Here is a 16158-nt window from a genome sequence, read left to right as displayed (position 1 = left end):
TTCCGCTCGGCTTCATAGCGGGCAAAGTCCTGCTTCGACAGGTTAACGGCAAGGCCGAGGCGGCGCATGGCGGCCACCGTGTCGGAGATTTTTGGTTTTGGCTTGCGCGGGCGAAACGGCGGCAGCGTCACCACGATGCCTTGCGCCGCCGCGATGATCAGCCGCCGGGCGGCGGATTCGGCGGGGCGCAAGAGCAGGAGAATGGCGCGGTAGAGGTGGCGCGGCAGGCAGAGCGCCGCGGCCGGCTTTTTGCTCCCAGTCCTTCCCGCCCGTCCCGGCCTTGGCGCAACCGCGGCTTCCGCGAGCACCAGCGACAGCGGCCTGCCAAACCCCATCTCGGCCATGCCGACGAGCATCAGCAGGAGATGCTTCAGCGCTCCCCGGTATCGCTCGATTGTCGTACTCGCGTCTCCAAACTCCACCGCCGCCTCCTCAGGACAAGGCCGACAATCAATATGGAACATATGGGGAACAAGCACAAGCGTTCCAAGAAAATAATCCTTTACGATGGCGGCACGGCAACCTGCTGTCACACTGCCTGCACAACACTTTGAAAAGGCTTGATTTTTTGAGAGGGGAGCGGTGTGCATCGAGGCTTTCCCGACCTGGACGAATGGCCGTTCGAAAACAATGTCATGCTTGCGAAGCCAAGCGAAAACAGAGAGTTGATCGCAGCCCACGTGGATTATTACGGAACAAGCATGACCAAGGAGGCCAGGGGCCTCAAGATAGACAGTTTCGCCTCTTTCGGTCCTGCGGGCGTCCTTCGGGCCCGCTGCGCGCCCGCTGACGGGGCCGGGAAGGACGGCAGTCACGCGCCGTTTCGGCAAATCATAAGCGATTACCGTCTACGGGGAGACATGTCCGGTGGGACATGCCGCCGGCACGAGCGTCGTGGCGGAGGCCGGCTTGGTGGCCGGCGCCGGCTGGATCGCTCCGGTCGTTGCCGGCGCGGCCGGCGCCGCAGTGGCGGCCGTCCGTGGCGGCCGGACCTTAGCCACCTCGCTGCCATAGACGGCGGCGACCACCTTTTCCTCGAGACCCACGGTCAGCGCCTGTTCAGCCTTGCCGGCATCCTGGGAGGTCGCCTGGACGGCGCCGATCACGCCGTTGATGGCGTAGGTGTCGAGGGCGATCACCCGCACATCGCCATCGACCTTGCCTGTCGCCTTGTCGATCGACCGGACGGTTCCGGCAATGCGGTTTGAATCGCCGACCAGCAGCGACAGGGCGGGGTCCTTGAGGTGATATTCGGCGATCGTAACAGTCACGCATTTTTCCGGGCCGATCTTTGGCATCGCGGCAAAGCGCGCGTGAAGGCGCTCGAGCAACCGGGGCGCGACCGATGGCGGAACAACGGATTTCGACTGGTAGTGTATGGCCACATCGACCACCCGCGCGTCATGGACGCTGGCATAGATACCCTTGGTCTGGCAGCCTGCCGCAAGCCAGCAGACGCCGAACACAGCGACTGCCCTGGAAATCGACCCCGTCATCCCTGATTCTCCCTCGCCCAGAGGAACTGTAGTGCATGGGCGGGCGAGTCGGACAGCTTGCAGGCTATGTTATTCGACGCGACGACGGCCGCGCCGATCGATGTGCGCGTCGCTTACACCGAGTGAGAATGATTCCGGTCGGCGCCTCAGCGTTGAAGGTAGTCGTCAACCTTGACGATCCAATCCCTATTCGCTTCCGCGATTTTCCGTTCGGTCAAACTCGAATCCAGTATCTCGGAAAGAGCGGACTTGATGGGTGGTTCGACGTCGAATTTCTCGTGAAATCCCAACGCCGCAAGGCTTTGCGCGCAAGAGGGGTGCGTGGACCCCGGATCATCAGGCTGGGCATATGCCTTTCCAGCGTAGGCATTAAGCAGCGAACGATCAGACAACAGAGCTGATTTCTCCAGAACGCGGTCCAGTGGGGGGCGAGGGGCCTGCATCGCCCCCATCAACTCGCGTTCCAGCGGGTCATAGACTTCTTCCTTGAAGAGCAAGTTTGCCGCTCCAATCAGGAGAATGGAGCGCGCGATCTCTACGGCATCTGCCGATTGGGCCGCCACGCGGTCGGCCTTTATCTCTGCGTCGCGCGAAAGACGAACCTGTTCCTTTCCGAAAGAGTCCGACAGCCAGCCCAGCGCCATATACAGAAGTTTTCCGGAAACCGTTTCTTCGGGCGAAGCGTACTCGAACACGAAAACAAGGCTGTTCGCGAATTCCGCGAATCTCAGGCCGCCATTGGTATCGTGATTTCTAAGATGCGCATCCTCATGCGCAAGGACAGCGGCGAAGGCTCTTTTGTCGGTAATCGCCAGCAGGGGCAGTCCGATTTGGAGGAATATTCTGCGGCCAAGCAGGCCGAGAATTGTGCGTTCTTCGCTGATTCCCGCGTTGAGTTGGTTGTCCAGCACGATCACAGTTCGTGCGGCCCGATGCTCGCCTGCAACGGCTTCCCAAAGCGTCCACAGTGCTGGCGCTTCCTGGCGGGAAATTCCCTCAATTCTGGTGCGGCGAAAACCCGCGAAGAGGGTACTGAGCAGAAACGCCACCCCCATCATAGCAACAGGCAATGCGATGAAGCCACTGATTATGAACCACAGCGGGTGCGTGTCCATCAGCATCATCCAAAGGCAGAAAATGACGAATGCGGGCACTACAAACAGCAGCACGGCGAATCGGCCGAAGCGTCTGCCCGTAGCTATGATCAAGCCGGACACGGTCGCTCACAGTGGAATATTATCGTGTTTCTTCCAGGGGTTCTGCAGGTCCTTGTTGCGCAGCATCCTGAGCGCCCGCGCCACGCGGCGGCGGGTCGAGTGGGGCATGATCACTTCGTCGACGTAGCCGCGCTCGGCGGCGACGAAGGGGGAGAGGAAACGGTCCTCGTAGCGTTTGGTGTGCGCCGCGATCTTTTCGGCGTCGCCGATATCCTTGCGGTAGATGATCTCGACCGCGCCTTTCGCGCCCATCACGGCGATCTGGGCGGTCGGCCAGGCATAGTTCATGTCGCCGCGCAGATGTTTTGACGCCATCACGTCATAGGCGCCGCCATAGGCTTTTCGGGTGATCACGGTGATTTTCGGCACCGTCGCCTCGGCATAGGCGAACAGCAGTTTCGCACCGTGCTTGATCAGCCCGCCATATTCCTGGGCGGTGCCGGGAAGGAAGCCGGGTACGTCGACGAAGGTGACGATCGGAATTGAAAAACAGTCGCAGAAGCGGACGAAGCGCGCCGCTTTGCGAGACGCGTCCGAGTCGAGCACGCCGGCCAGCACCATCGGCTGGTTGGCGACGAAACCGACTGTGCGGCCTTCGACACGGCCGAGGCCGGTGACGATGTTCTTGGCGAAACTTGGCTGGATCTCGAAGAAATCGCCCTCGTCGGCGGTCTTCAGGATCAATTCCTTGATGTCGTAGGGTTTGTTGGCGTTGTCGGGGATCAGCCGGTCGAGTGAAAAATCGTGGTCGGTGACCGACTGGTAGCATTCGATCTCGGGGAGGTCCGCGGTGTTGGAGGCGGGCAGAAAATCGACCAGCCGGCGCATCTGCAGCAGAGCCTCGACGTCGTTGTCGTAGGCGCCGTCGGCGATCGAGGATTTTGTGGTGTGCACCGAGGCGCCGCCGAGCTGCTCGGCCGTCACCGTCTCGTTGGTGACGGTCTTCACCACGTCCGGGCCGGTGACGAACATGTAGCTGGTGTCGCGCACCATGAAGATGAAGTCGGTCATGGCTGGCGAATAGACGTCGCCGCCGGCGCAGGGGCCCATGATCACCGAGATCTGCGGGATGACGCCGGAAGCGAGCACGTTGCGCTGGAAGATTTCCGCGTAGCCGCCAAGCGCCGCGACGCCTTCCTGGATACGGGCGCCGCCGGCGTCGTAGATGCCGATGATCGGCGCGCGGTTGCGCAGCGCCATGTCCTGCACCTTGATGACCTTCTCAGCATGCGCCTCCGACAGCGAGCCGCCGAACACGGTGAAATCCTTGGCGAAGAGATAGACGGGACGGCCGTTGACGGTGCCCCAGCCGGTGACGACGCCGTCGCCGGCGATCTTTTGCTTCTCCATGCCGAAATCGGTGGAGCGGTGCTCGACATACATGTCGAACTCCTCGAACGAGCCTTCGTCGAGAAAAATGTCGATGCGTTCGCGCGCCGTCAGTTTTCCGCGCTTGTGCTGGGCGTCGATGCGGGCCTGGCCGCCGCCCAGCCGGGCGATGTCGCGGCGGCGGGCGAGTTCCTCGAGCACGTCTTTCATGACATATCCTCCCGGCGGGGCGCGCATGCGGGGCAAAGCATGCAAACGCATTTTTGCGTGTAGCGGCAGCATTTTGCCAAGGCAAGCAATTCAAGAATTGCCGGCATCGGCCTCGAATTTTTCGGACCGTGATCGTTTTCTCGATTTGCCGTGTCGGATTTTTGCGGCGGCGTTCGTCCTAGCCCCGTATCGATCAACCGGCGCGCTGCCACGCGACCAACAGGACCCCGACGGGTCGAGCAGAAAAGAGGAAAGCTGAAATGCCAAAAATGATCTTCGTCAACCTGCCGGTGACCGACCTGTCGCGCTCGACCAAATTCTACGAGGCGGTCGGTGGCACCAGGAATCCGCAGTTTTCCGACGACACCGCCTCCTGCATGGTGTTTTCGGAGACGATCTTCGCCATGCTGTTGACGCATGAGAAATACAGCAGCTTCACGGCGCGGCCGATCGCCGATGCGCACAAGACCAGCCAGTTCCTGATCGCGGTTTCCGCCGACAGCCGCGATGAGGTCGATGCGGTGGTGGGGCGGGCGGGTTCGGCGGGCGGCAAGGCCGATCCCAATCCGAGCCAGGACTATGGCTTCATGTATGGCCGCAGTTTTGAGGATCCGGACGGACATGTGTGGGAAGTGACGTGGATGGACCCCGCAGCGGTAGCGGGTGGCGAGGCGGGCGCCGGCCAGGGCTGACCGCGCGTCAGTCCGCAATCGCATCGGGTATCCGGCCGGCAGGGCCGGATACCCCCGCACAAAATTCAGGGCGAGGGTCTCACCACGCGCCAGTGTTAGGCATCGAAACCCACGGTTCGGCCGGCGCCAGCGGGTCGCCTTCCTGCAGCAGTTCGATCGAGATGTTGTCGGGGGAGCGCACGAAGGCCATGTTGCCGTCGCGGGGAGGGCGGTTGATCGTCACGCCGGCGTCCATCAGCCGCTGGCAGGTCTCGTAGATGTTGTCGACCTTGTAGGCGAGGTGGCCGAAATTGCGGCCGCCGGTATAGTTTTCGGGATCCCAGTTGAAAGTGAGTTCCAGCTCGGGGGCGCGGGCGGCGCTCGACGTGGCCTTGTCCTTGGGCGCGGCGAGGAAGATCAGGGTGAAGCGGCCCTTCTCGTTCTCGTGGCGGCGGACCTCCACCAGGCCGAGCTTGTTGCAGTAGAAGTCGAGCGAGGCGTCGACATCGGTGATTCGCACCATGGTGTGCAGGTAACGCATTGTATTCCTTCCCTGTTCAGGCCGTCGCGCGGCATCGCGCCGTAGCCGGCCGGTTGCAAGAGACTTGCAGCCTTTTACACAACTGTTGCCGTTGCGTGATGATAGCCGGCAATCCGCTCACGCCAAGGTGAAAAAAGGCAGATCGGGCCTTGCACAAGCCCGAACGGGCGATGCTATTCTGTACAGAGAATCACGTGTGTTTTGTCAGGAAAGGGTGCGTTCGGATGGGGGACAAAGCCTCTTCGATGGGGCGAGGCTTGGAAATCGGCGACGGCCTGCGGCACCTCGACGGTGACGAGGTTCCAGGTGTGGTCGAGGTCTCGGGCGCCATCAAATGGTTCGATGTGGCCAAGGGATATGGCTTCATCATGCCCGACGAGGGCACCGGCGATGTCCTTCTCCATGTCACCTGCCTGCGCCGCGACGGTTTTCAGACGGCGCATGAGGGTGCGCGCGTCGTTTGCCTTGCAAGACGCGGTGAGCGTGGCATGCAGGCGTTCCGCGTCGTCAGCATGGACAATTCGACGGCGGTGCACCCGGCCGAGATGCCGGAGCAGCGCACGCATGTCACGGTCACCGCCGAGAGCGGGCTGGAGCGCGCGCTGGTCAAATGGTTCAACCGCACCAAGGGGTTCGGCTTCCTGACGCGCGGCGAGGGTACCGAGGACATTTTCGTCCACATGGAGACGTTGCGCCGCTACGGGCTGACGGAACTGAGGCCGGGCCAGGTCGTGCTGGTGCGTTTCGGGCGCGGCGACAAAGGCCTTATGGCCGCCGAAATTCATCCCGATATCGGAACCCTGCCGTCTTCGCACTGAGGTGCGGACACAAACGGAGTTCCGATGCCCCGCAAACCATGGATTCTTGCTGGCACCGTGGCCGCGTTCGCTATCGCGGCGTTTTTGTATTTCCAGACCACGATTCCCGCCACCAGCCAGGCGCAGGGCCTGCCGGTCGATCCGACGCCGCTCTCCGCGATAACGGCGTCCGGGGTAAAATCCTTCGGCATCGAAGTGGCGGACGATCCGGCGGAACGCTCGACCGGGTTGATGTTCCGCGAGACGATGCCGGAGGATCGCGGCATGCTGTTTGTGTTCGAGCAGACGCAGCCCGTCAGCTTCTGGATGAAAAACACGCCGCTGCCGCTTGACCTGGTGTTCGTCGCTGAGGACGGAACGGTGCGGGCGATCAAGAAGGGCGAGCCGTTTTCCGAAGCGACGATCTCGCCCGGCGTTCCCGTGCGCTTCGTGCTGGAACTGAAGGCCGGCACGGCGGCCCGGGCCGGCATTGTCGCCGGTACGGAACTCCGCCATCCGGCGATCGATCATGCGGCCGGCGGCTGAGATGAGGCTTTGAGTTCCGTTTGACGACATTCTTCAATCATGAGGGTCTTGATCTCGCCTATGTCGACCGGGCGCCGGACAGTGGCAGCAAGGCCGACCCGATACTGCTGATCCACGGTTTTGCCTCCAGCCTGCAAGTCAACTGGATCAGCCCGGGCTGGGCGAAGACGCTCAACGATGCCGGCTACCGCGTCATCGCCTTCGACAATCGCGGCCACGGTCGGTCGTCTAAGAGCTATGAGCCGGCCGACTACACGCCGGAGAAGATGGCGGGCGACGCCGCCGCGCTGCTGCGGCACCTGGGCATCCGGCGGGCACACGTCATGGGTTATTCCATGGGCGCGCGCATCTCAGCCTTCCTGGCGCTGGCCGAACCGGCGCTGGTGGCGACGCTGGTGTTCGGCGGGCTGGGCATCGGCATGGTGGACGGCGTCGGCGACTGGGACCCGATCGCCGAGGCTCTGTCGGCGCCCGACCCAGCGCTGATAACCCATGCGCGCGGAAAGACCTTTCGCATGTTCGCCGACCAGACCAAGAGCGACCGGCGCGCGCTCGCCGCCTGCATCATGACGTCGCGAACGCTGCTCTCCGAGGACGAGATGGCGCGCATCGCGCAGCCGACACTGGTTGCCGTCGGCACGAAGGACGATATCGGTGGTTCTGCGGCCGAACTTGCAGCTCTGATGCCGAATGCCGCGGCGTTCGAGATCGAAGGCCGCGATCACATGCTGTCGGTCGGCGACAGGACCTTCAAGAAGCGCGTGCTGGAGTTTTTGTCCGCCCATCCTCTCTGAGGAGAGATGGCGAGGCGGAACCCGCTGCCAAGGGTTCTTGAAAACCCGCCAATCCAATCCATTTGACGAGAGGGTGAAGAAATTTGAGTTCAAGCCCGCTATAGTTCGGGGTATATAGGCCCGCGACGCTCGGCCGGGACGGAGGCATTCGATGAGCACGATGAACCTGATGAAGCCAACGGCGGTTCAGCCCGTCGATCCGATCTGGAGTTCGGTGCGCAGCGAGGCGCTGGAAGCGGTGGCGCGCGACCCGCTGCTTTCGGCCTTCCTCTATTCGACGATCCTCAACCAGGAATCGCTGGAAGACGCGGTGATCCACCGCATCGCCGAGCGGCTGGATCACCCGGATGTCGGCGCCGACCTGATCCGCCAGACCTTCCGCACGATGGTCGCCGAGACGCCGGACTGGAGCAACACGGTGCGCGTCGACATCCAGGCCTATTACGACCGCGACCCGGCCTGCGACCGCTTCATGATGCCGGTCCTCTATTTCAAGGGTTTTCACGCCATCCAGACGCATCGTCTTGCGCATTGGCTTTGGAACCAGGGCAGGCAGGATTTCGCGCTCTATCTGCAGAGCCGGTCGTCCGCCGTATTCCAGACCGATATCAATCCCGCAGCGAAGATCGGCAAGGGTATCTTCGTCGATCATGCGACCGGTCTCGTCGTCGGCCAGACGGCGGTGATCGAGGATGATGTCTCGATCCTGCACGGCGTGACGCTGGGCGGCACCGGCAAGGCTGGCGGCGACCGGCATCCGAAGATACGCTATGGCGTGCTGATCGGCGCGGGCGCGAAAATCCTCGGTAACATCGAGGTCGGCCACTGCTCGAAGATCGCGGCGGGTTCGGTCGTGCTTTCGCCCGTACCGCACAACAAGACGGTCGCCGGTGTTCCGGCGCGCGTCGTCGGCGAGACCGGCTGCGACCGGCCGTCCAGGCAGATGGACCAGTTCCTGCCGTCGCAGACGATGGACCACGTCATCAGCTTCGATATCTGATTTTTAACACCCGGCGGACGGCTTGAAGCCGTCCGGCTCCGCTTGGGGTTGCGTCTGCCCGAGGTCATGTCCGCCGGGCAAAGCGGAACGACAGCCTTTACAGTCCGTTCTCCCGCGTGCCAGAAGCGCGCTCCGATCGCAATCAGTCCCAGAACGGGGAGAACATTTTGAAGCCCGACGAGATCAAGAAGCTGGACGCCTTTTTCAAGCGCACGTTCCGCAATCCGGACATGCAGGTGAAGGCACGTCCGCGCAAGACCGACTCGGCCGAGGTTTATGTCGGCGACGAATTCCTCGGCCTGGTGTTCAAGGACGAAGAGGACGGCGACTACAATTTCTCGATGGCGATCCTCGACATCGACCTAGGCTGAGGTTTTTTGTCCGGGCCGACTTGCCTGCCGCTGGCCCGACAGGCGGTACGCTTCAGCGCGCGGTCTTGAGCATTCCCGTCGCCCTTGCGACTACGGTGGCATCGAGCGTTTTCCAATCGGCGAGCAATTCGCGCGGAAACCGGTAGGTCAGGCTCAGATTGTCGCCGAAATCGACGTCGCGCTCGCAGGGCGCCAGCGATTCCTCGGCGCTCGGTCCGCTGAGACAGCGGGCGACGAATGGCTCCCTTGAGCCGCGCGCCGCGACTGCCAGAACTTCGTTCAGGTAGCCGGACTTCTTGCTGAATTCGTAAATCGTCAGCCCTGCCGGTCCCTTGCGGCCGGGCGTCACGATCAACGAGCGGTAGATGGGCGCGAAGCGGCCGCTCATGTCGCGCGACATCATGCGTTCCTCAAAACCCAGGAACAGGATTTTGCGGACGCCGCCGACATTGTTGAAGTCGTTGCGCGACTCCTGCGTGTAGCCGTCGAGCAGCGGCCAGCGCAAATAGAGATCGAGCCGCGAGGCGATGCCGTCGCGGCGCGCCCGCTCGAAGCGAATCGTATTGGCGGGGGCGGCGATCACATTGTTGCCGATGACCACTTCCCGGGGTGACGGATCGTCGGTGTAGCCGGCAAGCGCGATCGACGAACCGAACCATTTGCCGGCCATGCTCAGCGCCAGCGACAGCAGTGCGAGCACGGCGAAGGCGATGAATATCCGCGTCATCAGACGCGAACCGATCGGGTCGTTTTCGTCGGCGGCTGCATCAGCCGTGGCTGCGGTCATTCCGGCGCCTTCGTGGCGACCCTGTCCGGTTCCGGAACGCCCGGAAGCGGCACGAGTCTTGCTGACTGTCCATCACGACTGTGCATCGGCATGGTAAACGAGGAGTAAACGCATGGGCGGCGTTGCGGAAATGGCCTTCGCGCTGATGGCCGGCATCACCGTCTCGGGCATCGTCGGCTCGCTGATGGAACTGGCGACGGGACGCGCCCTGTCGTTTTCCGAACCCTATTTCTCGTCGCGCCGCATCCTGCGCTCGATCGCCTCGGCGGCCTGCGCCGGTCCGATGATGCTTGCCAACGACGCCATCTTCGCTCGCAGGCAAGGGGCGATCTCGACGCTTTATCTCGGATTCTGCGTCGGCACGGCGCTGGTCTGGGCGACGGCGCTGGGGATCGTGGCGATCGGCCTTGCTGGACGGCTGCCCGGACTTCTATGAGGGATTGGGCCCGGTCCGTCCGGGACGGACGTAAGGCAAACGGCAGCGCGGAGATTTTGATGCCCATCTTTTCGATCGACGGCAAGGAACCCGAATTCGAGGACGAGGTCAGCAACTGGATCGCGCCGGACGCTGCCATCATCGGCGATATCCGTATCGGCAAGGATGCCGGCATCTGGTTCGGCGCGGTGCTTCGCGGCGACAATGAGCGGATCTCCATCGGCGCCGGCACCAATGTGCAGGAGCACGTCATGATGCACACGGACATGGGTTTCCCGCTCGATATCGGCATTGGCTGCACGATCGGCCACCGCGCCATCCTGCATGGCTGCACGGTGGGCGACAACAGCCTGATCGGCATGGGCGCCATTGTGCTGAACGGCGCGCGCATCGGCAAAAACTGCCTGGTCGGCGCCGGCGCGCTGGTCACCGAGGGAAAGGTCTTCGAGGACAATTCCCTGATCGTGGGTTCGCCGGCGAAAGCGGTGCGCGTTCTCGACGAGCAGGCTGCAGCGCGGCTGACGCAATCGGCCGAGCACTATGTCGCCAACGGCCGGCGGTTCAGCGCCGGCCTGAAGAAGCTGCGTTAGAGGCTTCTCCAAAAAGGCGGAGCCGGCCCCGGGGACGGGGGCCGGCTCCTAAACCCGGTCGTTGGGGACGGGGAGGGTGGGGACGCGACCGGGTTTTCCCGAAACTCTTTCTAACGAACGCTGGCGACCGCCTCGGCGCGCCCGTCGTTGATCTTGACCCACACGCCCGAATTCGTGTCCGACTGGCGCTTGAGATAGGTGTAGGGCGTTTCGTCCCAGGCCAGAACGCGCGGCTCGAGATTGTCGAGCACGTAGTCGCCGAGGCTGGTGCGGACGGTCAGCACCGCGTGGCCGTCGCCGTTGGGCTGGCGCACCACCGTGATCAGCAGATCGCCGGCGGGAACGCCGAGCGCCATCAACTGGCGGCGCTTTTCGAGCGCATAGTCCTCGCAATCGCCCTGGCCGTTGGGATAGGACCAGACTTCCTCGCGGCCCCAGATTTCCATGTCGGTCTTCGGCGCCACCGACGCATTCACCGCGTTGTTGACGCTGATGATCGCCGACCACAGCCGCCGCGACAGTTCGACCGGCTGATGCCTAGCCGTCTTCTGCCGGCATTCATTTGGAAGCTTCTGGCAAAATTCGTAATGCCCGACCGGTTGGGTGGTACGCCCTCCGGTCTTCATGAACGAACCCGCCGCCCCCGCAGCGCCCGTCATGCTCAGCACACCGATGACCGCCGCGAACAGCAGCGGCATCCCCTTCACTTTCGACATCGTCCCGTCTCCCCGTTCGAGGAGACAATGACAGAGACGAATTTATTTGACGCAAAATCACGGAGTAGATATTGAATAGAAGTTGGAACTTATTGTAAACTACCTTGAATTGAGTAAGTATAAAATTCGATCGGTTTTTGTTGCGATTTGTTAAGGATGCCGGGATGGGCGGCAGCAGGTCCTCAGCGAGCCTTGGCATGGCTCTGACAAAACGATGCGGCCGCACATTGTCCGCATACGGGGCGAGCGAAGAGCCTTCCTCAGCCGCGCCAACGAATTACGCCCGCGGCAGGTCGCGGGCGCATCATCAGTGAATGCCGGGTGAAATCGAAAGACGGCTCAGGCCGCGTCGTCGCTGAATTCCGATTCGAGCGTTTCGGTGCGCTGGACGACGGCGAATTCCACGGCGACGCCGTCCTCGAAGTGACGGACGACCTGGCCGCGCATGGTGCCGAGGATGACCTGCACGCCGAGCGCCGGCTTGACGTCGATCTCCACGGCCGCGCCCGAGAGGGAAAGATCGATGATGCGGCATTGATATTGCCGGCCGTCGGTGAGCTGCAGCGTGGTGAGCGGATTGCGCGGCGCGACGCGCTCGTGGCGGCGGTCCTCCGGCAGGTCCAGTTCGTGCTTGTTGGCCAGCCAGGTCAACTGGGCGGCCAGCTTGTCCTTCTTGCGGTCGGACGCGATGATCGTCATCGCGAAGCCGTCTTCCATGGTGCGTGTGATGACACCTTCGACGCGGCCGATATGATCGATATAGGCGATGACCTTCTCGCCGGGCTGGCCGACCTCATCGGCGCGCAAGGCGACATTGCCCGGCGACATGTCGATCACCTGGCATGGGTGCTCGGTGCGATCCTCGAGCATGAAGCGGCCGTAGATCTTCACGCGCACACGCTGGAAGTTGCGCCGCTCGACCTTGGATGGCGATTGGTCTATTGCCGTCGCCCTGATCACTCTTCCTGCTCCGCTCGACCGTCAGAATCCGCGCAATATTAGCTGGATGGCAACTAGATATCGTCAGACAGGTTAACGGCGAGTAATCGCAGCACGTCTTTCGTGGCCTATAGCAACTATTCGCTACGTCCACCTGGCAGGACGAGCAGATGTCGGATACGCCGTGCGCCCGATCGAATCGGCCCATCGAACTCGTCGTCGTCCATTGCTGTTTCCAGCGCCGGCAGGCGGACTGGCGGCCGGTTCTTCAGAAACATCGGCTCGCGGTCCGGATCGACGATGCGCACGGTCTCGACGGCGGCATCGGTGACCGGGTCGGCGCCCAGCCAGTAAGGTTTCGTCTCCGACGAGACGATGCCGAGCGCACGGCGATTCTCCTGGCCGCCATCCAGCGGCAGCAAGAGCAGTTCCATCGGCACCGAGCGTTGCGACCGGGTAATGCCGTCATAGGTCATCACCAGCACCGCCTTGTCCAGGAAGACGCTGCGCACCAGGCGCATCGCCATGCGGCTGTCCTTCTCCCGCCACAGGGACGAAAACGCAAAACCCTTCAGTTCGCGGCCGTAAATCGCGCAAAGCCGCGTGCCGGCGAGCCGGAACACCGCCTCGCCGCGCGAATCGCTCTCCAATATGAACGTGTCGCCGAGCAGCGCCTTGATATCCGCGGGCTCTATCTCGGTGCGCCTGGGCGCAGGACGCCCGTCCCGCAGTCGGTTCCAATATTGGAACAGGTTAACCGAAGCTTCCCGTTTCATACCGCTCCATTCCACGCGTTTTGCCGTCTTTTGTGTCAGGGCCAGACAAAAACGCGTCCGCTGGTCATCTACATGCGGGGTGGAGCAGGATGCGTGCCAGCGCGGCCTCGGGTTGTTCACGGCTGCGGGCTGTTAGGGTTAATTTTTGGTTTAGATTGCGCTTTCCGAGGCTCCGTGAGATCACTGCAACCACTCCACGGCGCGGGTTGGCGACATCAACCGGCGCCACTTCAGTCAAAAGTCTTTGGGAGAGCGGGGGCTCGACCGGCCGTCCAGGATAAATTCCTGGGCGGCGTTTTTTTTGATTCGGGGGCCGTGACCATGATTCGGCGTCAGGCCGCGCCGGCATCGGCCCTTCATCGCTTTGTACAGATTCCCGAAGCTTTGAGCGGGCAGGGCATTCAGCTTTCGCCCGCCATGCTTTAGCAAGCAGGCATGACCAACGAACATCCGACCGAAGACACGCCTCCGCAGCCGGACCAGCCGCCGCGCGAGCCGATCTTTAACATACCCGGCATCGTGGTCCTGCTGATCGCGCTGTGCGCGGCCGTCCACGTGATCCGGGTCTATTTCCTCAGCATCGACGCCGATACCGGCCTGCTGCTGCGCGCCGCCTTCATACCGGTGCGCTATTCCGGCGTCTTCGACATCGACGTCTATGCCTTCACCACGCCTTTTACCTACACTTTCCTGCATGGCGACTGGCTGCATCTTGGCATCAACATGGTGTGGCTCGCCGCCTTCGGCTCGCCGCTGGCCAACCGCATGGGCGTGCCGCGGTTCGTCCTGTTCTGGGCGGTGACTGGTCTTGCCGCCGCGGCCCTTCACTGGGCGGTCCACCCGTTCGACCAAGGGCCGCTGATCGGCGCTTCGGGTGCGATCTCCGGCATGATGGGGGCGTCCGCCCGCTTTGCCTTCCGCATCGACCGGCGGGGAGGCCGCGCGGCCTTCGCCGGGCCGGTCCTGCCGATTGGGGAGGTCCTGCGCTCGCGCAGCGTGGTCACCTTCCTCGCCTTCTGGATGATCGTCAATCTCGCGACCGGGTTCTATGGGTTTGGTCCCGGCGCGGAAGCGGCGATCGCCTGGGAAGCGCATATTGGCGGTTTCGTCACCGGCTTTTTCGGTCTTCCGTATTTCCTGGGCAAGCACCGCTAAGTGTTGCCGGCGAAGTCCGGCGCCCGCTGACGAAGTAGCGAGCCTGCCGGCAGGGTTCAAACACTTGCAATAGCTGGACGTGACAGGCACGATGCGTTCACGGATCGGCGCGGGCTGGTCGCCCCGCCGTGCTCGATCAACGACAGGTGGAGGACGCCATGACGGTGAAGGCAATCCTGGAACAGAAGGGCCACGACGTATTGACGATCGGCCCCAACGAAAAGCTCTCCACCGCAGTGCAGATATTGGCGGAGCGGCGCATCGGCGCGCTGGTCGTCACCAATGGCGACCGCAAGATCGTCGGCATCCTGTCGGAACGCGACATCGTGCGGCAGGTCGGCAGGGACGGTGCGGCGGCATTGGACCGAAGCGTCCGCGAGGTGATGACGCCGAAAGTCAGCATCTGCAACGAGAGCCACACCGTCAACGAGGTCATGGAGATCATGACCAAAGGCCGTTTCCGCCATCTGCCCGTCGAGAAGAACGGCCAGCTCGACGGCATCGTGTCGATCGGCGACGTGGTGAAGCGCCGCATCGAGGATGTCGAGCGCGAGGCCGAGCAGATTCGGGAATATATCGCGACGGCGTGAGGCCGGCTGGATCGAACTCGGCCGGCCTTGTTCCTAACGGTTGTCCAGTTCCGATCGCACCAGTTCCAGCCCACGGCGGGTGATGCGATAGGGGCCGCCTTGCGACGAGGCGACCGCCTTCTTGCGTTTCAGCTTGCGGAAGAGGTCGAGGTTGAAGCCCGGATAGCGCCAGCCGTCGCGTGTGAGGCAATGCGCCTCCTCTATCCTTTTGCGTCCGTTCTTTTCGATTTCGATGCGCCCGCCCTGGGCGAGCAGATGCAATATGCGCTGTTCAGTGCGCGAGATGTCCATTGGAAAAATGTCCCGGGAAAACCTGGCCATATGGCCAAAACAAAAAGCCGCAGCCGCGAAGGCTCGCGGCACGGGGTTCAGGTTTTCAGGCCCTGCCTTGCCGAAAAGGCAGGGCTTCAGCGGGTCTCAGCGTAAAAAGACATCCACACTCCATCGGGAGGTGGTGCGTATAGCGGAGAGGGCGGGAAAAGGGAAGCGGGGCAGGGACGATAGTGGGTCAGATTGAATGTCCGGAACCGACCCGTTGTGGTCATAGGAGCGAATGCGCCGCATTGCCCGGCGGGGACTGGGAACGGACCGTCAGCTTTCGGCAACGAAGTCCGACGGACAGACACAATTTTCGAAACTATCGTGTGTTAGAATCTCGTCGCGATCGCCATTCATATCATGCTGATTTCAAACCGAAATTTTTTCATCAACGGAACAAAACTGGGGGCGTGAGCATCGCTGCTTCTCGAAACAGCCGAAATAATTTGCGACAACTGGGTCAGTCGGCTATTTGTTCTTCCAGAACGCTCCCTTGCTTTCGACCGACGTCAGAGCGGCGGACTGCTCGGTAACGGCCAGGCGACAGGCCGTGATGTCGATGGAACAGTTTCGAAAATGCGGCCGCGGTCTCGTAGCCAACACGGCTCGCAACCCGTGCGATTCCATCATTGCTTGATTCAAGTATGAATGCAGCCTCCGCCATCCGGCGTGCAATCAGGTAACGGTACATGGACTGACCAACTAGCTTGGTGAAACGAGCCGAAAAGGCAGAGCGACCAAGCCCCACGCGGTGCCCAAGGTCGCCAAGGGTCCATGGCTTATCAGGTCGTTCGTGGATCAATTGAAGCGCCGGTCCTATGTGCGGGTCCGCCATCGCCCCGAGCCACCCGCCCTCTCCGTAGTCGAGAGACTTGATCC

The 16158-nt window shown here is 62.4% G+C and carries 20 protein-coding genes and 1 pseudogene; 10 read left to right on the top strand and 11 right to left on the bottom strand.

Features of this window, described 5'->3' with window-relative positions:
• The 4 genes and pseudogenes from ACH196_RS36110 to ACH196_RS36095 all read right to left on the bottom strand — a co-directional run.
• A pseudogene (locus ACH196_RS36110) lies at positions 1-422 on the bottom strand (hypothetical protein); the annotation flags it as partial.
• Between the two features lie 426 nt (positions 423-848).
• Positions 849-1496, bottom strand: a complete 648-nt coding sequence (locus tag ACH196_RS36105) for a hypothetical protein (protein WP_396651647.1) — start codon at positions 1494-1496, stop codon at positions 849-851.
• A gap of 146 nt (positions 1497-1642) precedes the next feature.
• Positions 1643-2713: a M48 family metallopeptidase gene (locus ACH196_RS36100; protein WP_396651646.1), complete on the bottom strand. Its 1071-nt coding sequence runs from the start codon at positions 2711-2713 to the stop codon at positions 1643-1645.
• Positions 2714-2719: 6 nt separating this feature from the next.
• Complete coding sequence (locus ACH196_RS36095) at positions 2720-4252, bottom strand: acyl-CoA carboxylase subunit beta (RefSeq protein ID WP_396651645.1); 1533 nt, start codon at positions 4250-4252, stop codon at positions 2720-2722.
• Positions 4253-4512: 260 nt separating this feature from the next.
• On the opposite strand from ACH196_RS36095, the gene ACH196_RS36090 reads away from it, so the two are divergent.
• The gene (locus tag ACH196_RS36090; protein WP_396651644.1) at positions 4513-4944 is read left to right on the top strand and encodes a VOC family protein; all 432 of its coding nucleotides are present in this window, start codon (positions 4513-4515) and stop codon (positions 4942-4944) included.
• 79 nt (positions 4945-5023) lie between these two features.
• Here the strand turns inward: ACH196_RS36090 and ACH196_RS36085 are convergent, their stop codons facing one another.
• Entirely contained in the window at positions 5024-5464 is a 441-nt protein-coding gene (locus tag ACH196_RS36085; protein WP_396651643.1) for a VOC family protein, read from the bottom strand.
• A gap of 224 nt (positions 5465-5688) precedes the next feature.
• Here ACH196_RS36085 and ACH196_RS36080 point away from each other — a divergent pair, with 224 nt between their 5' ends.
• The 5 genes from ACH196_RS36080 to ACH196_RS36060 all read left to right on the top strand — a co-directional run bounded on the left by ACH196_RS36080 (position 5689) and on the right by ACH196_RS36060 (position 8972).
• Positions 5689-6282, top strand: coding sequence for a cold-shock protein (locus tag ACH196_RS36080; protein WP_396651642.1), 594 nt, complete (start codon positions 5689-5691; stop codon positions 6280-6282).
• Positions 6283-6306: 24 nt separating this feature from the next.
• The gene (locus tag ACH196_RS36075; RefSeq protein WP_396651641.1) at positions 6307-6807 is read left to right on the top strand and encodes a DUF192 domain-containing protein; all 501 of its coding nucleotides are present in this window, start codon (positions 6307-6309) and stop codon (positions 6805-6807) included.
• Positions 6808-6827: 20 nt separating this feature from the next.
• Positions 6828-7601, top strand: a complete 774-nt coding sequence (locus ACH196_RS36070) for an alpha/beta fold hydrolase (protein WP_396651640.1) — start codon at positions 6828-6830, stop codon at positions 7599-7601.
• 151 nt (positions 7602-7752) lie between these two features.
• A complete protein-coding gene (cysE, locus tag ACH196_RS36065) occupies positions 7753-8601 on the top strand; it encodes a serine O-acetyltransferase (protein ID WP_396651639.1) in 849 nt (282 codons plus the stop codon).
• A 167-nt stretch (positions 8602-8768) separates the two neighbouring features.
• A complete protein-coding gene (locus ACH196_RS36060) occupies positions 8769-8972 on the top strand; it encodes a DUF3126 family protein (RefSeq protein WP_396651638.1) in 204 nt (67 codons plus the stop codon).
• A gap of 52 nt (positions 8973-9024) precedes the next feature.
• Here the strand turns inward: ACH196_RS36060 and ACH196_RS36055 are convergent, their stop codons facing one another.
• Complete coding sequence (locus tag ACH196_RS36055; protein ID WP_396651637.1) at positions 9025-9759, bottom strand: hypothetical protein; 735 nt, start codon at positions 9757-9759, stop codon at positions 9025-9027.
• A gap of 112 nt (positions 9760-9871) precedes the next feature.
• Between ACH196_RS36055 and ACH196_RS36050 the strand changes: the two genes are divergently transcribed.
• Together ACH196_RS36050 and ACH196_RS36045 are read left to right on the top strand one after the other, a co-directional pair.
• Positions 9872-10195: a DUF6949 family protein gene (locus tag ACH196_RS36050; protein WP_396651636.1), complete on the top strand. Its 324-nt coding sequence runs from the start codon at positions 9872-9874 to the stop codon at positions 10193-10195.
• A 59-nt stretch (positions 10196-10254) separates the two neighbouring features.
• Positions 10255-10785: a gamma carbonic anhydrase family protein gene (locus ACH196_RS36045; RefSeq protein ID WP_396651635.1), complete on the top strand. Its 531-nt coding sequence runs from the start codon at positions 10255-10257 to the stop codon at positions 10783-10785.
• A gap of 110 nt (positions 10786-10895) precedes the next feature.
• Here ACH196_RS36045 and ACH196_RS36040 read toward each other — a convergent pair whose 3' ends face one another.
• The 3 genes from ACH196_RS36040 to ACH196_RS36030 form a co-directional block, all read right to left on the bottom strand.
• Positions 10896-11501: a transglutaminase-like cysteine peptidase gene (locus tag ACH196_RS36040; RefSeq protein WP_396651634.1), complete on the bottom strand. Its 606-nt coding sequence runs from the start codon at positions 11499-11501 to the stop codon at positions 10896-10898.
• Positions 11502-11840: 339 nt separating this feature from the next.
• Positions 11841-12458 carry a PilZ domain-containing protein gene (locus tag ACH196_RS36035; RefSeq protein WP_396651648.1) on the bottom strand — a complete coding sequence of 206 codons (618 nt, stop codon included), beginning with the start codon at positions 12456-12458 and terminating at the stop codon, positions 11841-11843.
• 119 nt (positions 12459-12577) lie between these two features.
• The gene (locus tag ACH196_RS36030) at positions 12578-13216 is read right to left on the bottom strand and encodes a PAS domain-containing protein (protein WP_396651633.1); all 639 of its coding nucleotides are present in this window, start codon (positions 13214-13216) and stop codon (positions 12578-12580) included.
• A 435-nt stretch (positions 13217-13651) separates the two neighbouring features.
• Here ACH196_RS36030 and ACH196_RS36025 point away from each other — a divergent pair, with 435 nt between their 5' ends.
• Both ACH196_RS36025 and ACH196_RS36020 read left to right on the top strand, forming a co-directional pair.
• Positions 13652-14371 carry a rhomboid family intramembrane serine protease gene (locus ACH196_RS36025; RefSeq protein WP_396651632.1) on the top strand — a complete coding sequence of 240 codons (720 nt, stop codon included), beginning with the start codon at positions 13652-13654 and terminating at the stop codon, positions 14369-14371.
• A 158-nt stretch (positions 14372-14529) separates the two neighbouring features.
• Positions 14530-14961, top strand: coding sequence for a CBS domain-containing protein (locus tag ACH196_RS36020; RefSeq protein ID WP_396651631.1), 432 nt, complete (start codon positions 14530-14532; stop codon positions 14959-14961).
• 33 nt (positions 14962-14994) lie between these two features.
• Here ACH196_RS36020 and ACH196_RS36015 read toward each other — a convergent pair whose 3' ends face one another.
• Entirely contained in the window at positions 14995-15252 is a 258-nt protein-coding gene (locus ACH196_RS36015) for a YjhX family toxin (protein ID WP_396651630.1), read from the bottom strand.
• Positions 15253-15739: 487 nt separating this feature from the next.
• Positions 15740-16158 (bottom strand): helix-turn-helix domain-containing protein (locus tag ACH196_RS36010; RefSeq protein WP_396651629.1); only part of this gene is annotated, 419 nt, incomplete at its 5' end.

The sequence above is a fragment of the Mesorhizobium sp. IMUNJ 23232 genome, from assembly GCF_044326205.1.
Classification (GTDB): Bacteria; Pseudomonadota; Alphaproteobacteria; order Rhizobiales; family Rhizobiaceae; genus Kumtagia.
This window is presented reverse-complemented; position numbering and strand designations above follow the sequence as displayed.

What these genes read in the sequence shown, in the direction of transcription:
- ACH196_RS36105 (WP_396651647.1), bottom strand. Translation starts at nt 1,496, where the DNA reads ATGACGGGGTCGATTTCCAGGGCAGTCGCTGTGTTCGGCGTCTGCTGG.
- ACH196_RS36095 (WP_396651645.1), bottom strand. Translation starts at nt 4,252, where the DNA reads ATGAAAGACGTGCTCGAGGAACTCGCCCGCCGCCGCGACATCGCCCGG.
- ACH196_RS36090 (WP_396651644.1), top strand. Translation starts at nt 4,513, where the DNA reads ATGCCAAAAATGATCTTCGTCAACCTGCCGGTGACCGACCTGTCGCGC.
- ACH196_RS36085 (WP_396651643.1), bottom strand. Translation starts at nt 5,464, where the DNA reads ATGCGTTACCTGCACACCATGGTGCGAATCACCGATGTCGACGCCTCG.
- ACH196_RS36080 (WP_396651642.1), top strand. Translation starts at nt 5,689, where the DNA reads ATGGGGGACAAAGCCTCTTCGATGGGGCGAGGCTTGGAAATCGGCGAC.
- ACH196_RS36075 (WP_396651641.1), top strand. Translation starts at nt 6,307, where the DNA reads ATGCCCCGCAAACCATGGATTCTTGCTGGCACCGTGGCCGCGTTCGCT.
- cysE (WP_396651639.1), top strand. Translation starts at nt 7,753, where the DNA reads ATGAGCACGATGAACCTGATGAAGCCAACGGCGGTTCAGCCCGTCGAT.
- ACH196_RS36055 (WP_396651637.1), bottom strand. Translation starts at nt 9,759, where the DNA reads ATGACCGCAGCCACGGCTGATGCAGCCGCCGACGAAAACGACCCGATC.
- ACH196_RS36050 (WP_396651636.1), top strand. Translation starts at nt 9,872, where the DNA reads ATGGGCGGCGTTGCGGAAATGGCCTTCGCGCTGATGGCCGGCATCACC.
- ACH196_RS36045 (WP_396651635.1), top strand. Translation starts at nt 10,255, where the DNA reads ATGCCCATCTTTTCGATCGACGGCAAGGAACCCGAATTCGAGGACGAG.
- ACH196_RS36040 (WP_396651634.1), bottom strand. Translation starts at nt 11,501, where the DNA reads ATGTCGAAAGTGAAGGGGATGCCGCTGCTGTTCGCGGCGGTCATCGGT.
- ACH196_RS36030 (WP_396651633.1), bottom strand. Translation starts at nt 13,216, where the DNA reads ATGAAACGGGAAGCTTCGGTTAACCTGTTCCAATATTGGAACCGACTG.
- ACH196_RS36025 (WP_396651632.1), top strand. Translation starts at nt 13,652, where the DNA reads ATGACCAACGAACATCCGACCGAAGACACGCCTCCGCAGCCGGACCAG.
- ACH196_RS36020 (WP_396651631.1), top strand. Translation starts at nt 14,530, where the DNA reads ATGACGGTGAAGGCAATCCTGGAACAGAAGGGCCACGACGTATTGACG.
- ACH196_RS36015 (WP_396651630.1), bottom strand. Translation starts at nt 15,252, where the DNA reads ATGGACATCTCGCGCACTGAACAGCGCATATTGCATCTGCTCGCCCAG.